The 17,849-nt window shown below is 41.8% G+C and carries 10 protein-coding genes, 2 tRNA genes and 2 rRNA genes (1 of these 14 cut by a window edge); 10 read left to right on the top strand and 4 right to left on the bottom strand.

Annotated elements, in window-relative coordinates:
- The first annotated feature begins 150 nt into the window (after window positions 1-150).
- The 5 genes from GSQ19_RS01470 to GSQ19_RS01450 all read left to right on the top strand — a co-directional run bounded on the left by GSQ19_RS01470 (window position 151) and on the right by GSQ19_RS01450 (window position 8,407).
- Window positions 151-2,823 carry a GAF domain-containing protein gene (locus tag GSQ19_RS01470; protein WP_011321023.1) on the top strand — a complete coding sequence of 891 codons (2,673 nt, stop codon included), beginning with the start codon at window positions 151-153 and terminating at the stop codon, window positions 2,821-2,823.
- Between the two features lie 2 nt (window positions 2,824-2,825).
- Window positions 2,826-3,266 carry a response regulator gene (locus GSQ19_RS01465; protein WP_011321022.1) on the top strand — a complete coding sequence of 147 codons (441 nt, stop codon included), beginning with the start codon at window positions 2,826-2,828 and terminating at the stop codon, window positions 3,264-3,266.
- Window positions 3,267-3,271: 5 nt separating this feature from the next.
- Window positions 3,272-5,551: a hybrid sensor histidine kinase/response regulator gene (locus GSQ19_RS01460; RefSeq protein WP_011321021.1), complete on the top strand. Its 2,280-nt coding sequence runs from the start codon at window positions 3,272-3,274 to the stop codon at window positions 5,549-5,551.
- Between the two features lie 356 nt (window positions 5,552-5,907).
- On the top strand, window positions 5,908-7,788 hold the full coding sequence (locus tag GSQ19_RS01455; protein ID WP_011321020.1) for an ABC transporter ATP-binding protein: 1,881 nt from the start codon (window positions 5,908-5,910) through the stop codon (window positions 7,786-7,788).
- A gap of 106 nt (window positions 7,789-7,894) precedes the next feature.
- Window positions 7,895-8,407, top strand: a complete 513-nt coding sequence (locus GSQ19_RS01450) for a hypothetical protein (protein ID WP_011321019.1) — start codon at window positions 7,895-7,897, stop codon at window positions 8,405-8,407.
- Window positions 8,408-8,517: 110 nt separating this feature from the next.
- Here GSQ19_RS01450 and GSQ19_RS01445 read toward each other — a convergent pair whose 3' ends face one another.
- Window positions 8,518-9,495, bottom strand: coding sequence for a ferredoxin family protein (locus GSQ19_RS01445; protein ID WP_011321018.1), 978 nt, complete (start codon window positions 9,493-9,495; stop codon window positions 8,518-8,520).
- 1,084 nt (window positions 9,496-10,579) lie between these two features.
- On the opposite strand from GSQ19_RS01445, the gene GSQ19_RS01440 reads away from it, so the two are divergent.
- Window positions 10,580-11,530 (top strand): ROK family protein, encoded by a 951-nt coding sequence (locus GSQ19_RS01440; RefSeq protein WP_011321017.1) that lies wholly within the window; start codon window positions 10,580-10,582, stop codon window positions 11,528-11,530.
- Between the two features lie 38 nt (window positions 11,531-11,568).
- On the opposite strand, the gene GSQ19_RS01435 is transcribed toward GSQ19_RS01440, so the two are convergent.
- From GSQ19_RS01435 to glyQ, 3 genes are all read right to left on the bottom strand, one after another.
- Window positions 11,569-13,902 carry a ComEC/Rec2 family competence protein gene (locus tag GSQ19_RS01435; protein ID WP_041456398.1) on the bottom strand — a complete coding sequence of 778 codons (2,334 nt, stop codon included), beginning with the start codon at window positions 13,900-13,902 and terminating at the stop codon, window positions 11,569-11,571.
- A 125-nt stretch (window positions 13,903-14,027) separates the two neighbouring features.
- Window positions 14,028-14,513: a DUF4079 domain-containing protein gene (locus tag GSQ19_RS01430; protein WP_011321015.1), complete on the bottom strand. Its 486-nt coding sequence runs from the start codon at window positions 14,511-14,513 to the stop codon at window positions 14,028-14,030.
- Between the two features lie 104 nt (window positions 14,514-14,617).
- Entirely contained in the window at window positions 14,618-15,502 is an 885-nt protein-coding gene (glyQ, locus tag GSQ19_RS01425) for a glycine--tRNA ligase subunit alpha (protein ID WP_011321014.1), read from the bottom strand.
- A gap of 314 nt (window positions 15,503-15,816) precedes the next feature.
- Between glyQ and GSQ19_RS01420 the strand changes: the two genes are divergently transcribed.
- From GSQ19_RS01420 to GSQ19_RS01405, 4 genes are all read left to right on the top strand, one after another.
- Window positions 15,817-17,305, top strand: a 16S ribosomal RNA gene (locus GSQ19_RS01420).
- Window positions 17,306-17,423: 118 nt separating this feature from the next.
- A tRNA-Ile gene (locus tag GSQ19_RS01415) sits at window positions 17,424-17,497 on the top strand.
- 77 nt (window positions 17,498-17,574) lie between these two features.
- Window positions 17,575-17,647, top strand: a tRNA-Ala gene (locus GSQ19_RS01410).
- Between the two features lie 161 nt (window positions 17,648-17,808).
- A 23S ribosomal RNA gene (locus GSQ19_RS01405) occupies window positions 17,809-17,849 on the top strand; it runs 2,789 nt beyond the window's last position.
- Together the 16S and 23S rRNA genes with 2 tRNA genes alongside form the textbook arrangement of a ribosomal RNA operon.

Raw genomic sequence — 17,849 nt, 5'->3', positions numbered from 1 at the left:
AATCTTTAACAATTATTTTTAAGTTAATTTTTTTAAAAAACTTTGTCTAAACTATAAAGTAGTTCGACTTTTTATTTCTGAAACAAGTTTTTTAGCTGATTTCGTATTTTTTAACAAAAATTTATATCTGGATTTTTTCTCCAAAATTTAATGAAATCCCCTTTGCATAATGAACAGGCGAGACTTGCAGCTTTACGCCAATATCAAATTTTAGATACTGAACCGGAGGAAGCTTATGACAATCTGGCTCAGTTGGCTGCTTTTATCTGCGGCACACCTATAGCTTTAGTTAATTTTATTGATGAAAATCGTCAATGGTTTAAGGCCAAACTGGGTATAGACGTACCAGAAATGCCTCGGAGTGTGGGTTTATCCTATCTCTGCCAGGAAAAGCAAGGTGTCGTTGTCATACCAGATACTTTAGCAGACGATCGCTTCATTGATAACCCAGTCGTCAAATCTTATCCTCATGTGAGATTTTACGCAGGTGTACCACTGTTAACACCAGAGGGTCATTTTTTAGGAACTCTCTGTGTGATTGATAATGTACCGAAACAACTCAATCAGCCACAAATTGATGCACTGGCTGCTTTAAGTCGTCTAGTCATTAGTCAGCTAGAACTGAGACGTAATGTAGCCCATGTAGCTCAGGTTAGCGAACTGTTAATTAAGCATGAGCAAGCGGCGCGTGCAGAGTCGGAAACGGCTAGAAAGCAGATTGCCAATATACTGGAAAGTATCACTGATGCGTTTTTTGCCATCGATTATGAATGGCGATTTACCTACATCAATGGTCAAGCTGCCAAGTTGTTAGAGAAAACACCAGATGAGCTATTAGGTAAAAGTATCTGGGAGGTGTTTTCAGATACCTTAGACTCAACATTCTATCGTGAAACTAGGCGATCGCTCACCAAACAAATCAGTGTCAAGTTTGAAGAGTTTTACCCGCCACTACACAAATGGTTTGCTGTTCATGCTTACCCCAGTAAAGACGGCTTATCTGTTTATTTCCAAGATATTAGCGAACGTCGTTACACAGCCGCCGCCCTGCGCGAGAGTGAGGAACGTTGGCAGTTGGCCTTAATTGGTAACAATGATGGTATTTGGGATTGGAACCTCAAGACTAATGAAGTTTTCTTCTCCTCACGCTGGAAACAAATGTTGGGGTATGAAGATGACGAAATTACTCACCACGTTGATGAATGGTCAAAACGGGTGCATCCCGATGATTTCGATTGGGTAATGCAAGCAGTTCAAGACCATTTGGGGAAAAAAACTCCCTATTATGTTACTGAACATCGGGTACGCTGCAAAAATGGTAGTTATAAATGGATTTTAGACCGAGGTCAGGCGCTTTGGGATGAGGCGGGTAATGCGCTACGGATGGTAGGTTCCCATACAGATATTACAGAACGCAAACAAACAGAAGAGGAATTAAAAAAACAGAATTTGCGATCGCAATTATTCGCGGAAATCACAGTCAAAATCCGGGAAACCCTCGATATTGAAGAGATTTTACGCACATCAGTTCAGGAAGTGCAGAAACTTTTACAAGCAGACCGAGTATTGATTTTTCGACTCTGGGCTGATGGTTCGGGAACAGTAGTACAAGAATCAGTGTTACCTGGCTGGCCGGTAGTTCTAGGACAAAATATCCTTGACCCTTGTTTTCAACAAGATTACGTCGATAAATATCGCCAAGGGCGAGTCAGTGCCATAGTAGATGTTACTAAAGCAGAGATTCAAGACTGTCATCGAGAATTTTTGCAAGGATTTGGCGTAAAAGCTAACCTGGTAGTTCCTATTCTCAATCGGGATGGCATTTGGGGTTTGCTAATTGCCCATCAGTGTACAAATCACCGTCATTGGAATAACTCCGAGTTGGAATTATTGCAACAACTAGCCAACCAAATAGGCATTGCTTTATCCCAAGGGCAATTATTGGAACTCCAAACTAGGCAAAGTCAGGAACTAGCTCGTTCTAATACTGAACTGGAAAATTTTGCCTATGTAGCCTCCCACGATTTACAAGAACCTTTGCGGATGGTGACTAGTTATTTACAGTTATTGGAAAGGAGGTATAAAAATCAACTAGATAGCAACGCTGAACAGTTCATCACTTACGCCGTTGATGGTGCTAGGCGGATGCAAACTTTAATCAACGACTTGTTGAATTATTCACGAGTTACTACCCGTGGACAACCATTTGTCGCCGTTGACTGTGGAGTTATTTTACAACGAGCGATCGCCAATCTCAAAATAGCGATCGAAGAATCTGGTGCAGTCATCACCAATGACCCCTTACCTACCCTCATGGCAGACCCCACCCAACTGACCCAGATTTTTCAAAACCTCATCGCCAACGCCATCAAATTTCGCCAAGAAGCCTCACCAGTGATTCATGTTGGAGTAGGGGAGGTAGGGGGCAGGGGGCAGGAAGAGAAGTCGCAAGGAGGGTTTCCCTCCGGGCGAACTTCGGGGGCAGGGGAGGCAGGGGGAGAAAGACCCAATCCCCAATCCCCAGTCCCCAGTCCCCAATCCCCAGTCCCCAATCCCCAATCCCCAGTCCCTAATTCCCATACAACCTGGCTATTCTCCGTCCACGACAATGGTATCGGTATAGAACCTCAATATGCCGACCGTATTTTTATCATTTTTCAACGTCTGCATGGTAGAAGTAAATATCCGGGGACAGGCATTGGTTTGGCAATCTGTAAGAAAATAATAGAGCGCCACGGTGGTCATATCTGGGTGGAGTCGGAAGCGGGTCAAGGCTCGACATTCTACTTCACAATTCCAGAACAAACAGGGAAAAAATCGTGAATATGACAACAGCGATTATGCCAATTGAGGTTTTGTTGGTAGAAGATAACCCAGGAGATGTGGAACTCACCCGCATTGCTTTAGAAGATAGCAAAATCTCAGTTCATCTCAGTGTGGTTGAAGATGGGGTGGAAGCAATGGCATTTTTGCGAAAACAAGATAAATATGCCAATGTACCTCATCCAGATATAGTGCTGCTAGATTTCAATCTTCCCAGAAAAGATGGGCGGGAAGTCTTGGCAGAAATTAAAACTGATAGTTATCTCAAACGCATCCCAGTAGTGGTGTTGACGACTTCCCAAGCCGAGGAAGATATTCTCAAAGCTTATAACCTAGCAGCTAATTGTTACATAACTAAGCCTGTTGACTTTGACCAGTTCGTTAGAATTGTACAGTCCATAGAAAACTTTTGGTTTGCGATCGTCAAGCTGCCACCGGAGTAAAGGCAATGGCAGATGAAATTATAAAAGTCTTATTGGTAGAAGATAATCCTGGTGACGCTTTTTTAATTCAAGAGTTAATCAAAGAGGTAAATACAGCCCATTTAGAGTTACATCCAGTAGAGCGATTATCAGAAGCGCTAAAAATTCTCGCCAGCGATACTTATGATGGTTCGCTTCCACCCTTTGATGTCATGTTATTAGACTTGTCTTTACCCGACAGCCAGGGTATAGATACCTTTGTCAGAGCTAACCGCGAGACAAATCTTCTTCCCATCATCGTGCTAACAGGAATAGATGATGAGAATTTAGCACTCACAGCCATGCAGAAGGGAGCGCAAGATTATTTAGTCAAAGGACAAGTCACAGGAGACTTATTAGTACGTTCCATTCGTTATGCCATAGAACGTCAACGAGTAGAAGAAGCTCTGCGTCACAGCGAGGAGCGGTTTCGAGTGGCGTTGAAAAACTCACCCATTTTTGTTTTTAATCAAGACAGAGACTTACGTTATACCTGGATTTATAACCCAATTGCTGGGTGGACAGTTGAGGAAATGTTGGGTAAACAAGACTCTGAGATTATGTCTGAACAGGATGCCCAATGTCTCACCGCCATAAAATATCATGTCCTCACCACAGGTATAGGGACTCGTCAGGTGGTATCTATCGGTACTCTTTTAGGTACAAAATATTATGATTTAACTGTTGAGCCATTGCGGAATGAGTCACAAGACATTGTGGGTATCACTTGCGCTTGTATTGACATTAGTGAACGTAAACTAGCAGAAGCCAAAATCCGTGAACAAGCTGCCTTATTAGACATCACCACAGACGGTATATGTGTGCGTGATTTAGAAAATAAAATTTTGTTTTGGAACAAAGGTGCAGAAAATCTTTACGGTTGGCAAGCCCATGAAGTGATCAGCAAAAACGCTAGTGATCTTTTATTTCGTGAACCTTCTCTAGAAGTGGAAACGGCTTTATTAAATGTTATCTCGCAAGGTAATTGGCAAGGAGAATTAAACAAAGTTACCAAAACTGGTAAGGAAATTGTTGTGGCTAGTCGCTGGAGTTTAGTCTATGACGAGCAAGGAAAACCTAAATCCATTCTCTCTGTAGATACAGATATTACCCAGAAAAAACATTTAGAAGCCCAATTATTTCGTACTCAACGTCTAGAAAGTATCGGAACTCTAGCTAGTGGCATTGCTCACGACCTCAACAATATCTTGACACCGATTTTGGCAGGAGCGCAATTATTACCACTCAAATTTCCTGACGCAGATGAACGTACTCAGCATTTACTAGAGATTTTAGAAATCAATGCTAAACGCGGTGCTGATTTAGTTAAGCAAGTTCTGTCCTTCGCTAGGGGTGTGGAAGGGAAGCGCATCACTTTACAACTCAAACATTTAATTGTGGAAGTTGTCAAAATTTTGAAAGAAACATTCCCCAAATCCATCGAAGTTTACACAGATATACCAAATGACTTATGGATGGTTTCTGGAGATAGTACCCAACTCCATCAAGTGCTGATGAATCTTTGCGTCAATGCCCGTGATGCTATGCCTAACGGTGGTACGTTGACAATCTCTGCTGAGAATCTGTTGATTGATGAAAACTACGCCCGGATGAACTTGGAAGCCAAACAAGGCCACTACATCATGGTTACGGTGTCGGATACAGGAGTGGGTATTTCTCCAGAAAACTTAGATAGGATATTTGAGCCATTCTTTACTACCAAAGCTGTAGGACAAGGTACGGGTTTAGGTCTTTCCACGGTTTTAGGGATTGTCAAAAGTCACGGCGGTTTCGTCAATGTCTATAGTGAAGAAGGACGTGGTACTACCTTTAAAGTTTACTTACCATCTGTGGGTGGTATGGAAGCACCCCATATAGATCATCTATTACCGCCGGCTGGTCATGGAGAATTAATCTTGATTGTTGATGATGAAGTATCCATCCAAGATATTACGAAAACATCCTTAGAAAGTCATCAATATGAGACTTTAGTTGCTAATGATGGAGTAGAGGCGATCGCTCTCTATGCCAAAAATGCCGATAAAATTAGTGCTGTACTCATGGATATCATGCTACCAGTACTCGATGGCTTAACCACTATTCGCACTTTGAGGAAAATTAATCCCCAAGTCAAAATTATTGCTACCAGTGGACTCATATCGAAAAATAAGTTAACCGAAATAGTCAATACAGGTGCTAACTCATTCTTAGCCAAGCCTTACACAGTCAATGAGTTATTATTGGCTTTGCATGAAGTGATGATTTAGTCAATAGTCATGAATAGGGGTGTAAGGGGGTAAGGATATAAAGGTATAAATGTTTAAAACCCCTACACCCCTATACCCCTACACCCTTACACCCAGTCTCAACAGACAACTTAGTTGCGTAAGTCCTAAGATATACAGCCCCAAATGCTTGCCCTCTCTTGATTCTTAACCTTGAATTGGAAAGCTATTACGCTTTTAAATTACATAGTCACTTGTATGGTTTGTTAACTATCAACAGCCAACACTAAAAAATATGCAGATTAAATGCCTGACAGCTTATTACCTTCAGACAGGTGTTTTTACAATAAAACAACTATCATACATAGTGCAGTAAAAATTAATATAATGCTCCTACTATGAGCATCTACCAACTTTCCCAAAAATCTTATAAACAAAACCGTTGGCGTAACAACGACTGGCGGCTGTTTTCACGTTTGGTTCCTTACGCCCGGCGTAATACTAAACTACTGATTCTGGCAATGGTATTGCTATTACCACTTGCTTTGGCTAATGCCGTACAGCCCTTGTTAATTGGACAAGCTGTATCCTTAATTCGTAATGAATCTAGCGCATACGAGTTTTTGAGAAGTCGTCCATTGTCTCAAGGGCTACATATTATTGAAGGAATATTACTCTTTACAATTGTTATCCGTTTAGCGTTGACGGGTTACCAAGGCTATTTGTTACAGAAATTAGGACAAAAAATCACAGCCGCTATTCGCCAAGACTTATTTCATCATGTAACATCTCTGGCGGTACGTTTCTTCGACCGTACACCCGTTGGTAAACTCATTACCCGGCTCACCAGCGATGTGGAAGTATTGGGAGACGTATTTTCCACTGGCGCTATTGGCATTGTCTCTGACGTAGTTTTGATGGTGGTAATTACTGGTTTAATGTTTTCTATCCAGTGGCAACTTGCTTCCTTGCTCCTGGTGATGTTGTTACCAGTTACTTGGTTAATTATTTACTTCCAACAAGAGTACCGCAAAGCTAATTACAAAGCTAGGGAAGAGCTATCTTTACTGAATTCCCAACTACAAGAGAATGTTCTGGGGATTAACGTAGTCCAGTTATTCCGGCGGGAAAGCTTTAATGCTGAGTTATTTCGCACTACAAACCAACGCTATACCAAACAGGTGGATCAAACTATCTTTTTTGATTCGGCTGTTTCCGCAACTCTGGAATGGATTGGCTTAATTGCGATCGCTGGTGTATTGTGGGTGGGTGGCTGGTTGCTTTCAGAAAATCAACTTGATTTTGGGACTTTATCGACCTTTATTTTATACGCCCAGCGCTTATTCGACCCTTTACGAGATTTTGCGGAAAAATTCACAGTCATTCAATCTGGATTTACGGCTATTGAACGGGTTAGCGATATTTTAGATGAACCGATAGAAATAAGCGATCGCTCCAACTCTCGATTTTCCGTCTTTGATGCTAAATTCGGTTACATTGATGAAATTGTCGCTGATTTAGAATCTCAAAATATCAGCGACACTCCAAACATGGGAGAAATCCGTTTTGAACACGTTTGGTTTGCCTATAAAGACGACGATTACGTCATTAAAGACTTAGACTTTATCATTCGTCCTGGCGAAAAAGTTGCATTAGTAGGGCCTACTGGCGCAGGTAAAAGTTCTATCATCCGTCTTTTATGTCGTCTTTACGAACCCACCCAAGGACGCATCTTAGTAGATGGAATTGATATCCGTGAGTTACCTCAAGCAGAATTACGCCGTTATATGGCGGTTATTCTACAAGAGGGTTTTTTGTTTGCTGGTAATGTCAAAAGTAACATTACTTTAGGTGATTACTATACTTTTGAGGAAATTCAAGCAGCTGCACAGCAAACAAATATTGCTGAATTTATTGAAGAACTACCCTTAGGTTACGATACTAAATTGCGAGAACGGGGTACAAACCTTTCCAGTGGACAAAAGCAACTGTTAGCTTTTGCTCGTGCTGCAATTCGCAATCCTCAAATTTTAGTTTTAGATGAAGCCACCGCGAGTCTCGATGTTGGCACAGAAGCGTTAGTCCAGGAAGCATTAAACGAATTATTAATCGGACGAACTGCAATCATTATTGCTCACCGCCTGTCTACAATTCGCAACGTAGATAGAATTTTTGTGTTGAAGCGTGGTGAATTAGTGGAACAAGGTAGCCATGAGGAACTGTTAAATTCAGGAGGGCTTTATTCTACTCTGCATAATCTACAAATGCTGGGAACCTAGTTGATGAGTTCTCCAACAAAAGGTAGCTCTAATATCTCATGTAGTTACAAAACAAAGTTATTTGCTAAGGATAAAATATTAGTTTCTAAGGTCATTCAGGATGAATATGATTTCCTTTAAACTTTTAATTTTAGGTGCAGGTATTGCTCTAGTACCTATCTTATCTAGCTTAAGCACCTCTGCACAAAACCCCTCACAAAATATTGAGCTAAAAGTCTATAGCGAAAACGAACAAAAACAAAGTTGTCCAGACAAAGTTTTGGTTACTGAAAAACCCCGACCTTATCAGGAAGGTAGTTTTACAACAGATGGCTCTGTTAACTTGAGTAACTACGCTAGTAACATTTCAGTTCTTACTAGTAATAACTTTAGTGTTACATGGGTGGGAAAATTGAAACCAAGATATGCTAAATGCTCTGCATCTGCTGGAATGTCTAAGGTTGATGGACAAGACTACTCTGGAAGCATTAATTATTTAAGGATGCACTTTGTTAAAGGCAAAGTTTACTTTATCTTAGATTTGGCGGGTGGTTTTGATCCTAATAATTATCCCCTAGTGGTGCTAAAAAATAGTTTAAAGAATGGCAATCCAGCTTGGTCTTGGGGTGGCTCTGATTAAATTTAACGTTTGGCTTAATACTGCTGCTGGCATTGTGGTTAGAGAATATCAGATTATCAGGCGATCGCTTGCAGTAGATGAATCCTCTGATAAGATATAAATTATGATTTCTACTTACTAAGAGTCAAGACATTCTCGGTAACTAACCAAATATCAGCTACAGCATATTTGACAATCGTTGTAGTTTGGTTAGTACTACAAGAACTTTTCACATTTATAGTTCTATCTATATCTTTGATCAACTTAGCTCGGTATGTATATACAGAGCTAGATCCTTGCTCAAAAATTAATTCACCCAACATAGTGTTGTTGTCCAAACTTTGCTCTAGAATCTTGGCTGCGACTCTGTAATTAAACCAACTCCATCCATGACTCAACATTAAATCTCTTTCTAGAACTTGAATAACCGGGGGCAAAATTCCCCAACCCCGATATACTTTTCTTAGACTTTGAATATCACCAGTACGTGTCAAGATCGATAGAAAAGAATCCTGATCTAAAAGCCCATAATATCTACCTTCTGGTAGGTCTATTGCTGTGGGTGCAAATCTATGACCACCAATGTGAGTTGATTGCCAAATTCGGACATTTTCTAACTGCGAATTGGCAATAGTAGCGTTAGCATAGAAATAAAAAGAATTACCATATCTAGCACAACATTTATCATAACTACCATGTGTACAAACTAAAATATCTCTCGTTATATTTGTTTCTATATTAGACTCTGGTCGTTTACCCCATAACCATTGTTTGACAACGCCAGCTACTTGTTCAATGTGCGTTAATTTAAATTCATGCTTGAGATATCCATGACTTAAGCCTTCTTGTTTTTGATAAATTAAAAGGGTTGTATGATCAGCTTTATGAGTAAGATCATTGGCAATCAAAAGAAACCTGATAGGTAGTTTAGCTTTGTATACTTCTTCTACCAACATCTGTAAATTATTCGGAACCCATCTCGAACTGAACGCATCTTTTAGCCAGGGTTGAGGACACTCAACAAGAACATATGTTTGGTAATCAGTAGCACTACCAATAATGTCTTCTTCTACTTTCCTTGTGTAGTCTGAACAAAAAATATTACTCATTTTTCTATACTAATTGATTTTTATATTTGACGAAGTGATGAAAAACACGATTGTTTTCCACGCTACAGAATTTCTTTCTCAAAAAGTGCCAAATAATCCTTTCTATTTAGGAGATAGTCCCAGGTAGGCACTTTATAACATTATTTTTAATCATCGTCCTCCCTATTAAGAATAATTCTATATAAAATATCAACAACTTCTTGGCCACATCCGGTTAACAACTCCGAATATTTAACTTGTCATAAGCTGCAAAGTGACAATTGAGAGCTACGTATTTACTTAATCTGTTAGCAAATAGAGCAAGAATAGCAGTATTTATAACTAATTTATTGAGGTTATAACTTCTCATTGGAAAATATATTTGAGGGAATTTACTGAATAAAAAATTAATATACTGATCACAAATTAATCCTAAAGATAGTTGAATTATGTTTTTTCTGTAATTAGTCTTGATTGAGATTTTTACAGTCTAAATATCATGTCTTGGCAACAACCTTATTTTTTAGAAAGAAGAAGTTGGTGGTATCAGATAATACAAGTTATTGAGAATATTTATCAATAATTTTAGAAAAAAAGGTAGAAAGCTTAAGAGAAGTTGTGTTCTTAACCACCTCACATCCGGCACATTAAAGTTTTGTCAAGAGAAGATGTTTTGAATTTCGTGTATTTATATTTCAATCGTCTAAATACAGGTGAAATATCCAAAAATCTTAGTTTTTATGCAGCCTGGACTGATAAGTTGGATATTAATTCTGTGTTTATTTTTCTCAACTGTACACAGTGAGAAATAATTCTTTAGACAGCTACTCTCAAATTTAACCTAAAGAAATTACAAATGCAAGTATTTATTAATATTTATGATGATTTTTAACTCAGGTAATTTCACAAATCTCTCTCCGGATAAGGTTTACGAGCATTTAATTATAGAAAAATCTATATTTGTAGCTATTGGATAGCTCAATACAAATAATAAATATTCTCAATAGATAAAATTAGATGACATATAGATTAAACCAATGCACAGGTAAACTTTTTGCTGTGATGTCCTAGACTTAACCTGATATTGGTTTTTAACGAAAAAACGATGAAATTAACTTTAGCGCTGGATTTTGGGGGAACGAAGCTAGCAGCAGGGTTAGTAAATGCTGATTCTAGAAAATGGTTGCGTTATGAACGTCGCTTTTCCCCAATCAATGGAGATGCTAACACAGACTTGGAAATTATGCGATCGCTCATTCATTCCTTACTCCAAGGTGAAACTCCCACCGCCATTGGTGTCAGCTTCGGCGGCCCCGTAGACGCAACCACCGGGACTGTCAGACTATCTCATCACGTCCCTGGTTGGGAAAATATTCCCCTAAAAAGCTTGCTAGAGAAAGAGTTTGGTGTCCCTACTAGTGTAGACAATGATGCCAACGTTGCGGCTTTGGGTGAACAGCACTTTGGTGCAGGTCAAGGATACGATAGCCTGTTTTACATTACCATCAGCACCGGTGTGGGTGGCGGGTGGATACTCAACGGTAAACCTTGGCGGGGTGCAGTTGGCATGGCTGGTGAAATTGGCCATATAGTTGTAGAACCTGCTGGGCCTATATGTTTATGTGGTAAGCGTGGATGCGTAGAACGTTTAGCATCAGGGCCCTACATGGCGCAAAATGCTAAAGATATTTTAGAAAATCAACCAGAACGGGAAGACGGACAAATACTCAGAAATTTGGTAGGGAATAACTTAAATTTACTTACAGGTCAACTAATCAGCGAAGCGGCTACAAAAGGAGATAATCTAGCTCAAGCTGTTTTGCAAAAATCCGCTTGGGCCTTAGGTGTAGGTATCGGTAATGTAGCCAATCTCATTAACCCCCAACGTTTTATTTTAGGTGGTAGCGTCACCAAAGCAGGGGAAATTTGGTGGACTGTATTACAAGAAACAGCCAGGTTCACAGCATTACCAGAAGTACCATTGGAAATCGTGCCAGCAGTATTAGCCGATGATGCACCATTATGGGGTGCTGTAGCTTTAGCCCAAAATCTTTAATCAACTTGTCTTGTCTGGGCGTGAAACAAAACCAATGATTACAAAACGGAAGACTTACTCTCAGACACCTGAGTAAATGATTCAAACTCACCATTCGGCATCCATTGAATAGCCCCATCTTGGGCTGTCACGAAAACTTTAGTTGATGTTTTACTAAGTTCAGACAAGACCGTAGTCTCCAGACTACCAGAAGAAGCGATCGCCACCTGTGGTTTAAGCATCATTACCAAATCTTTCAAGGACTCAGCATTACACCACAACACTTGAGGACTAGGCCAACCTCCAGCTTTCATAATTCTTTCTACTTCTTTCGCTTCCACATCTCCCACTAGTAACCAACTCTGTCCTAAAACCTGCAACTGCATCATTGGTTGTTCGTTGATTAATTGGGCTACCGTAGAACCAAGATTAATAGTTTGCCCAACAGGTAAAAGTTGATAAATTCCCTTTTGCTTTTGTAATATTTGCGGGATTGCCTGATCTGCTAGAGAATTTTCCTTATTAGTTGCATAAGCATAAAAGTTTTTAATCCCTAGACGTTGCAGAACTTCTAACCAAGCATCATTATTATTCCGTTGAAAATCCGTAGCGATCGCCCAATCAACTTGATTCACACCTTGCTGCTGTAAAAAGGGTAAAATCGTGAAGCGCCCTGTACCTTCATCGCCACTATTAATTAAAGTAACTGTACCTCTATCTTGTACAACCACAACAGGTTCCGCCCCAGCTTCTAATACCGTAACCCGCGATAACGTACTTGCCGAATGCCAAGCGGGAAATAAAACCAAACCAATAGCTATCAAACCTGCAAACCACCAGCGTTTCTGCCACCAGGTTACCAACCAAACCAGAAACACTAGCCCATAAATTGCCAATAGCTGCCAAGTTGAGATGCTACCCAAAACCAAGGAATTCCCTGGTAACTGGCTGAAAATTTCGACTAATCTAATTAACCAATCAGTGGGATAGTGGAGAAACCCTGCCACAAAACTACCAGCGCCAGGCAAAATTAATGCAAACATCGCGCTGATAATTCCACCAATGCTAATAATCGAGATTAACGGTGTGGTAATAATATTCAGCAGCAAACTATAAGCAGGCACAACCCCAAACACAAACAGTTGTAAGGGTAGAGTCCAAATTGTAGCAGCCAGAGGAACGGAAATCAAAGAGGCGATCGCTGGGGGAACCCAATCTAAAAAACTAGTTATCGCTGGGACACTCACCACTAATCCCAGTGTCGCTAAAAAACTCAACTGAAAACCTAAATCCCAAATCCACAAAGGATTAAATACTAATAATATAGTTGCGGCTAATAACAGCGAACCCAACTGTTTCACTTTCCTATCTAATGCCAAACCCACTAAAGCGGCAAAACCCATAATCACAGCCCTAAGTACAGCAGGCTGAAATCCCGTTAAACTCAGGAAAATAATCAAAGCCAACCCACCCAGGCTAACCTGAGTCACCTTTTTTGCCCGCTTAGTTAGCTGTAAAATGACACTTAAAATCAGCGAAGTTTGAAATCCTGAAGCCGCCAAAGCATGGGCTAATCCTGCTTGTACAAATAAATCGCGGACATCGTAAGGTAAATCAACAGCCTTGCTACCCAAAACCATTGCACTCACAAGAGGCCCTTCTGGTATATCTAACCCCATAACTTGCGATCGCACAATCCGTTCCCGAATTTGCCACCATCCCCATTGTCGTTCTTCATCCAAAATATTAATCTGCCGTCCCATCAAACCAGCAAATGTCCCCTCCCGTTCCAGATAATTTTTAAAATCAAAAGCCCCAGGGTTTGATGCAGCCTTTGGTTTATACAACACCCCCGTCACCGCAATTTCTTGCCCAGGATGTAAACCAGTAGCCTTGAGTATAGGCACAGTTACATATAACTTACCACTTGCCCCTTTTTGAGTTTCTTTCGTATCTTTCTGATTTCTCACTTCATCTAACTGAGATACTTGCAACCAAAATTGTCCCCTTTGGCTGCGAGTCAAGCGCGGATTACTTGCGATTTCCCCACGCACAATCACCAATTGTTCTTGATTATTGCTATCTGATGAGACAAATTGACTAATATCTGTTGCTGTTGGTTGAGGTACACGCCATTGAAAATAGAAACTTGCTAACAACCCCACCAACCCAGCAATTAACCACACTCGTGGAAGCGGAGTCAGGAGTAAACTGTTAGACGCTACATCATTTGCTGATTTTTGTAGAAGTCGTTGTGGTTTTGCCCCTCTTCTCAAAAAGACTGCACACACGATTCCTAAGACTAAAATCCAAACTCCACTCCCAGGAACTGCTGTAAATAACAATCCTAAAATGTAGCCAAGGCAGATAATTACACCACTAGTTTGAATCATAAGACTTCTTGCAAAAGCATCTGATGGCAATATTCTTGATACTTCTCGTGAAGTATAGTTCATCAGGTTTATACAAACAAAGCCCGCGTGTGCAGGCTTTGAATTATAAATGTTGTATCACCACTTTACAAAGAAATACCCAAATTAAAGCCTAGAACAGCATGGACAAATAAGATAGCGATCGCCACACTCCCTAAATAAGCGTGAACCGCCCGTAAAATTTTTTTATCTCCACCAAACCCACTCAAAGAAATTCCGCCGTTGATAAGCAACACAAACAACACCAACGAACCAGTCCAGAAATGAGGACTTTCAAACAGTGGTTTATGCTGCATCACCAAAGACAACACTCCACCTGTATAACCACCCGCTAAAAATAAAAACAGCAACGGTGCTAATTGTCGATGAGCAATTCGATTCTTTATCGCCCCATCATTATCTTTCTCCTCCAGCAGCTTACCTCGCCAACCAGCCCAGCCAACGTAACTACCCAAAATAAAAATTACAATTGCCATCATCAATGGATGTCCCCAATGCACAATCGGTTCAGGAACCCCCAAAGAACGAAACCAAGCCGCAATCGGTTCTAAAACTTCACTCCAATTCACCATCTCTTTCGCACCATGAATATTTTGTAAACAAACCCATAACCCTCCTTGGTTTGTGGAGGGTTAAGAAATCTTACTAAGTTTTAACAAAGATTAAGCACCAGTTTCTACTGTGCAACAGGGACATTTTTTAGCAACGGGAAACCCAACTTTTCCCTTTGTTCAACATATAAATTAGCCACCTTCCGCGCCAAATGACGAATCCTAGCAATGTAACGAGTGCGTTCTGTTACAGAAATCACGCCTCTAGCATCCAGCAAATTGAACGTGTGCGAACACTTCATCACATAATCTAAACTGGGTAAAACCAAACCCTTCTCCGTTAACTGGGTAGCTTCCTGCTCATACAAACTAAACAGTGTCAGCAACAACTCAGGATTAGACGCTTCAAAATTATATGTACTCTGCTCAATCTCGTTTTGCAGAAAAACATCACCATAGGTAATATCATCTGTCCAATGAATCTTCGTAATCGCCTCCACTTCTTGCAGGTACATCGCCAATCGCTCTAAACCATAGGTAATCTCAATTGACACCGGACGGCAATCAATACCTCCACACTGTTGAAAGTAAGTAAACTGAGTAATTTCCATCCCATCCAACCAAACTTCCCAACCAGTACCCCAAGCACCAACCGTAGCATCCTCCCAATTATCCTCGACAAAGCGAATATCGTGATCCTCAGGACGAATACCCAAAGCCCGCAACGAATCCAGATAAATATCCTGAATATTATCTGGCGATGGCTTAATCAAAACTTGGTACTGATAATAATGCTGGACACGATTTGGGTTTTCACCATAACGCCCGTCAGTAGGACGACGACACGGTTCAACATAAGCCACTGCCCAAGGTTCCGGTCCCAAAGCCCTTAAAAATGTATGCGGATTTTTTGTCCCTGCACCCTTCTCAATATCGTAAGGCTGGGCAATCAAACAACCGCGTTCAGCCCAAAACTGATGCAACGTAGCTATTACCGATTGAAAATTCATTTTCTACCCTCCCTTCGTCAGCAAAATTCCTACACCATTGTTGCCTGAAAAGCTTGTATGTGGAGAGTTTGAGGGTGAAGAAAAAATAAAATGCAAAAAAATGGAAAAAGTAGTTGACAAGGAAGAGTGGGTTAGATATATTGGATAAGTGCCTGAGAGAGGGGCGCGACGAAGCGCCGCTCGGAGGGTGTCCGAACCTTGAAAATATTATAGTTTGAAAGCTAGTATACGACAATAGCCTGCGTCAAGAAAATAAAAAACACCAGGCTGAGGTGGATAAAGAGCAGTCAAAATGAGCTAAAAACAAACGATTCAAAACGGAGAGTTTGATCCTGGCTCAGGATGAACGCTGGCGGTATGCTTAACACATGCAAGTCGAACGGAATCTTCGGATTTAGTGGCGGACGGGTGAGTAACGCGTGAGAATCTAGCTCTAGGTCGGGGACAACCACTGGAAACGGTGGCTAATACCGGATGTGCCGAAAGGTGAAAGATTTATTGCCTAGAGATGAGCTCGCGTCTGATTAGCTAGTTGGTGTGGTAAGAGCGCACCAAGGCGACGATCAGTAGCTGGTCTGAGAGGATGATCAGCCACACTGGGACTGAGACACGGCCCAGACTCCTACGGGAGGCAGCAGTGGGGAATTTTCCGCAATGGGCGAAAGCCTGACGGAGCAATACCGCGTGAGGGAGGAAGGCTCTTGGGTTGTAAACCTCTTTTCTCAGGGAATAAGAAAGTGAAGGTACCTGAGGAATAAGCATCGGCTAACTCCGTGCCAGCAGCCGCGGTAATACGGAGGATGCAAGCGTTATCCGGAATGATTGGGCGTAAAGCGTCCGCAGGTGGCACTGTAAGTCTGCTGTTAAAGAGCAAGGCTCAACCTTGTAAAGGCAGTGGAAACTACAGAGCTAGAGTACGTTCGGGGCAGAGGGAATTCCTGGTGTAGCGGTGAAATGCGTAGAGATCAGGAAGAACACCGGTGGCGAAAGCGCTCTGCTAGGCCGTAACTGACACTGAGGGACGAAAGCTAGGGGAGCGAATGGGATTAGATACCCCAGTAGTCCTAGCCGTAAACGATGGATACTAGGCGTGGCTTGTATCGACCCGAGCCGTGCCGGAGCCAACGCGTTAAGTATCCCGCCTGGGGAGTACGCACGCAAGTGTGAAACTCAAAGGAATTGACGGGGGCCCGCACAAGCGGTGGAGTATGTGGTTTAATTCGATGCAACGCGAAGAACCTTACCAAGACTTGACATGTCGCGAATCTTCTTGAAAGGGAAGAGTGCCTTAGGGAGCGCGAACACAGGTGGTGCATGGCTGTCGTCAGCTCGTGTCGTGAGATGTTGGGTTAAGTCCCGCAACGAGCGCAACCCTCGTTTTTAGTTGCCAGCATTAAGTTGGGCACTCTAGAGAGACTGCCGGTGACAAACCGGAGGAAGGTGGGGATGACGTCAAGTCAGCATGCCCCTTACGTCTTGGGCTACACACGTACTACAATGCTACGGACAGAGGGCAGCAAGCTAGCGATAGCAAGCAAATCCCGTAAACCGTAGCTCAGTTCAGATCGCAGGCTGCAACTCGCCTGCGTGAAGGAGGAATCGCTAGTAATTGCAGGTCAGCATACTGCAGTGAATTCGTTCCCGGGCCTTGTACACACCGCCCGTCACACCATGGAAGCTGGCAACGCCCGAAGTCATTACTCCAACCATTCGTGGGGGAGGATGCCTAAGGCAGTGCTGGTGACTGGGGTGAAGTCGTAACAAGGTAGCCGTACCGGAAGGTGTGGCTGGATCACCTCCTTTTAGGGAGACCTACCCAACTGAGAATCGAAAGCACAGAGCAAATAGATGAACAGATGGTCTACTCTAGGTCGGTCGCAGATAGTGTCGAAGCTTTCAAACTATGATTTGGTTCGATAATGGGCTATTAGCTCAGGTGGTTAGAGCGCACCCCTGATAAGGGTGAGGTCCCTGGTTCGAGTCCAGGATGGCCCACCTGAAGCAAGTCAAAAGTCAAAAGTCAAAAGCAATAAACTAATTAATTTTGAATTTTGAATTTTGAATTGTGTTGGGGGGGTTTAGCTCAGTTGGTAGAGCGCCTGCTTTGCAAGCAGGATGTCAGCGGTTCGAGTCCGCTAACCTCCACATGAAAAAGCGAAAAGCCAGAAAGGAAGAATTCAGCAACTAACGGAAGTTAGACTGCTGGGTAAAACCTAGCCAGAACCTTGAAAACTGCATAAAAACGCGATTAGATTAGCAGGCAGACACAGACAAACTGTGAATGCAGGATAAGCCAATGAAAAAGTGGTCAAGCTAATAAGGGCTAATGGTGGATACCTAGGCACAC

The organism is Trichormus variabilis 0441, assembly GCF_009856605.1.
GTDB classification, from domain to species: Bacteria; Cyanobacteriota; Cyanobacteriia; order Cyanobacteriales; family Nostocaceae; genus Trichormus; species Trichormus variabilis.
Note: the sequence above shows the minus strand (reverse complement) of the source record. Positions and strands in the feature narration are given on the sequence as shown.

Excerpts from the sequence above, each read along its gene's own strand:
- GSQ19_RS01470 (WP_011321023.1), top strand. The coding sequence starts at position 151 with ATGAAATCCCCTTTGCATAATGAACAGGCGAGACTTGCAGCTTTACGC.
- GSQ19_RS01465 (WP_011321022.1), top strand. The coding sequence starts at position 2,826 with ATGACAACAGCGATTATGCCAATTGAGGTTTTGTTGGTAGAAGATAAC.
- GSQ19_RS01460 (WP_011321021.1), top strand. The coding sequence starts at position 3,272 with ATGGCAGATGAAATTATAAAAGTCTTATTGGTAGAAGATAATCCTGGT.
- GSQ19_RS01455 (WP_011321020.1), top strand. The coding sequence starts at position 5,908 with ATGAGCATCTACCAACTTTCCCAAAAATCTTATAAACAAAACCGTTGG.
- GSQ19_RS01450 (WP_011321019.1), top strand. The coding sequence starts at position 7,895 with ATGATTTCCTTTAAACTTTTAATTTTAGGTGCAGGTATTGCTCTAGTA.
- GSQ19_RS01445 (WP_011321018.1), bottom strand. The coding sequence starts at position 9,495 with ATGAGTAATATTTTTTGTTCAGACTACACAAGGAAAGTAGAAGAAGAC.
- GSQ19_RS01440 (WP_011321017.1), top strand. The coding sequence starts at position 10,580 with ATGAAATTAACTTTAGCGCTGGATTTTGGGGGAACGAAGCTAGCAGCA.
- GSQ19_RS01435 (WP_041456398.1), bottom strand. The coding sequence starts at position 13,902 with ATGATTCAAACTAGTGGTGTAATTATCTGCCTTGGCTACATTTTAGGA.
- GSQ19_RS01430 (WP_011321015.1), bottom strand. The coding sequence starts at position 14,513 with ATGGTGAATTGGAGTGAAGTTTTAGAACCGATTGCGGCTTGGTTTCGT.
- glyQ (WP_011321014.1), bottom strand. The coding sequence starts at position 15,502 with ATGAATTTTCAATCGGTAATAGCTACGTTGCATCAGTTTTGGGCTGAA.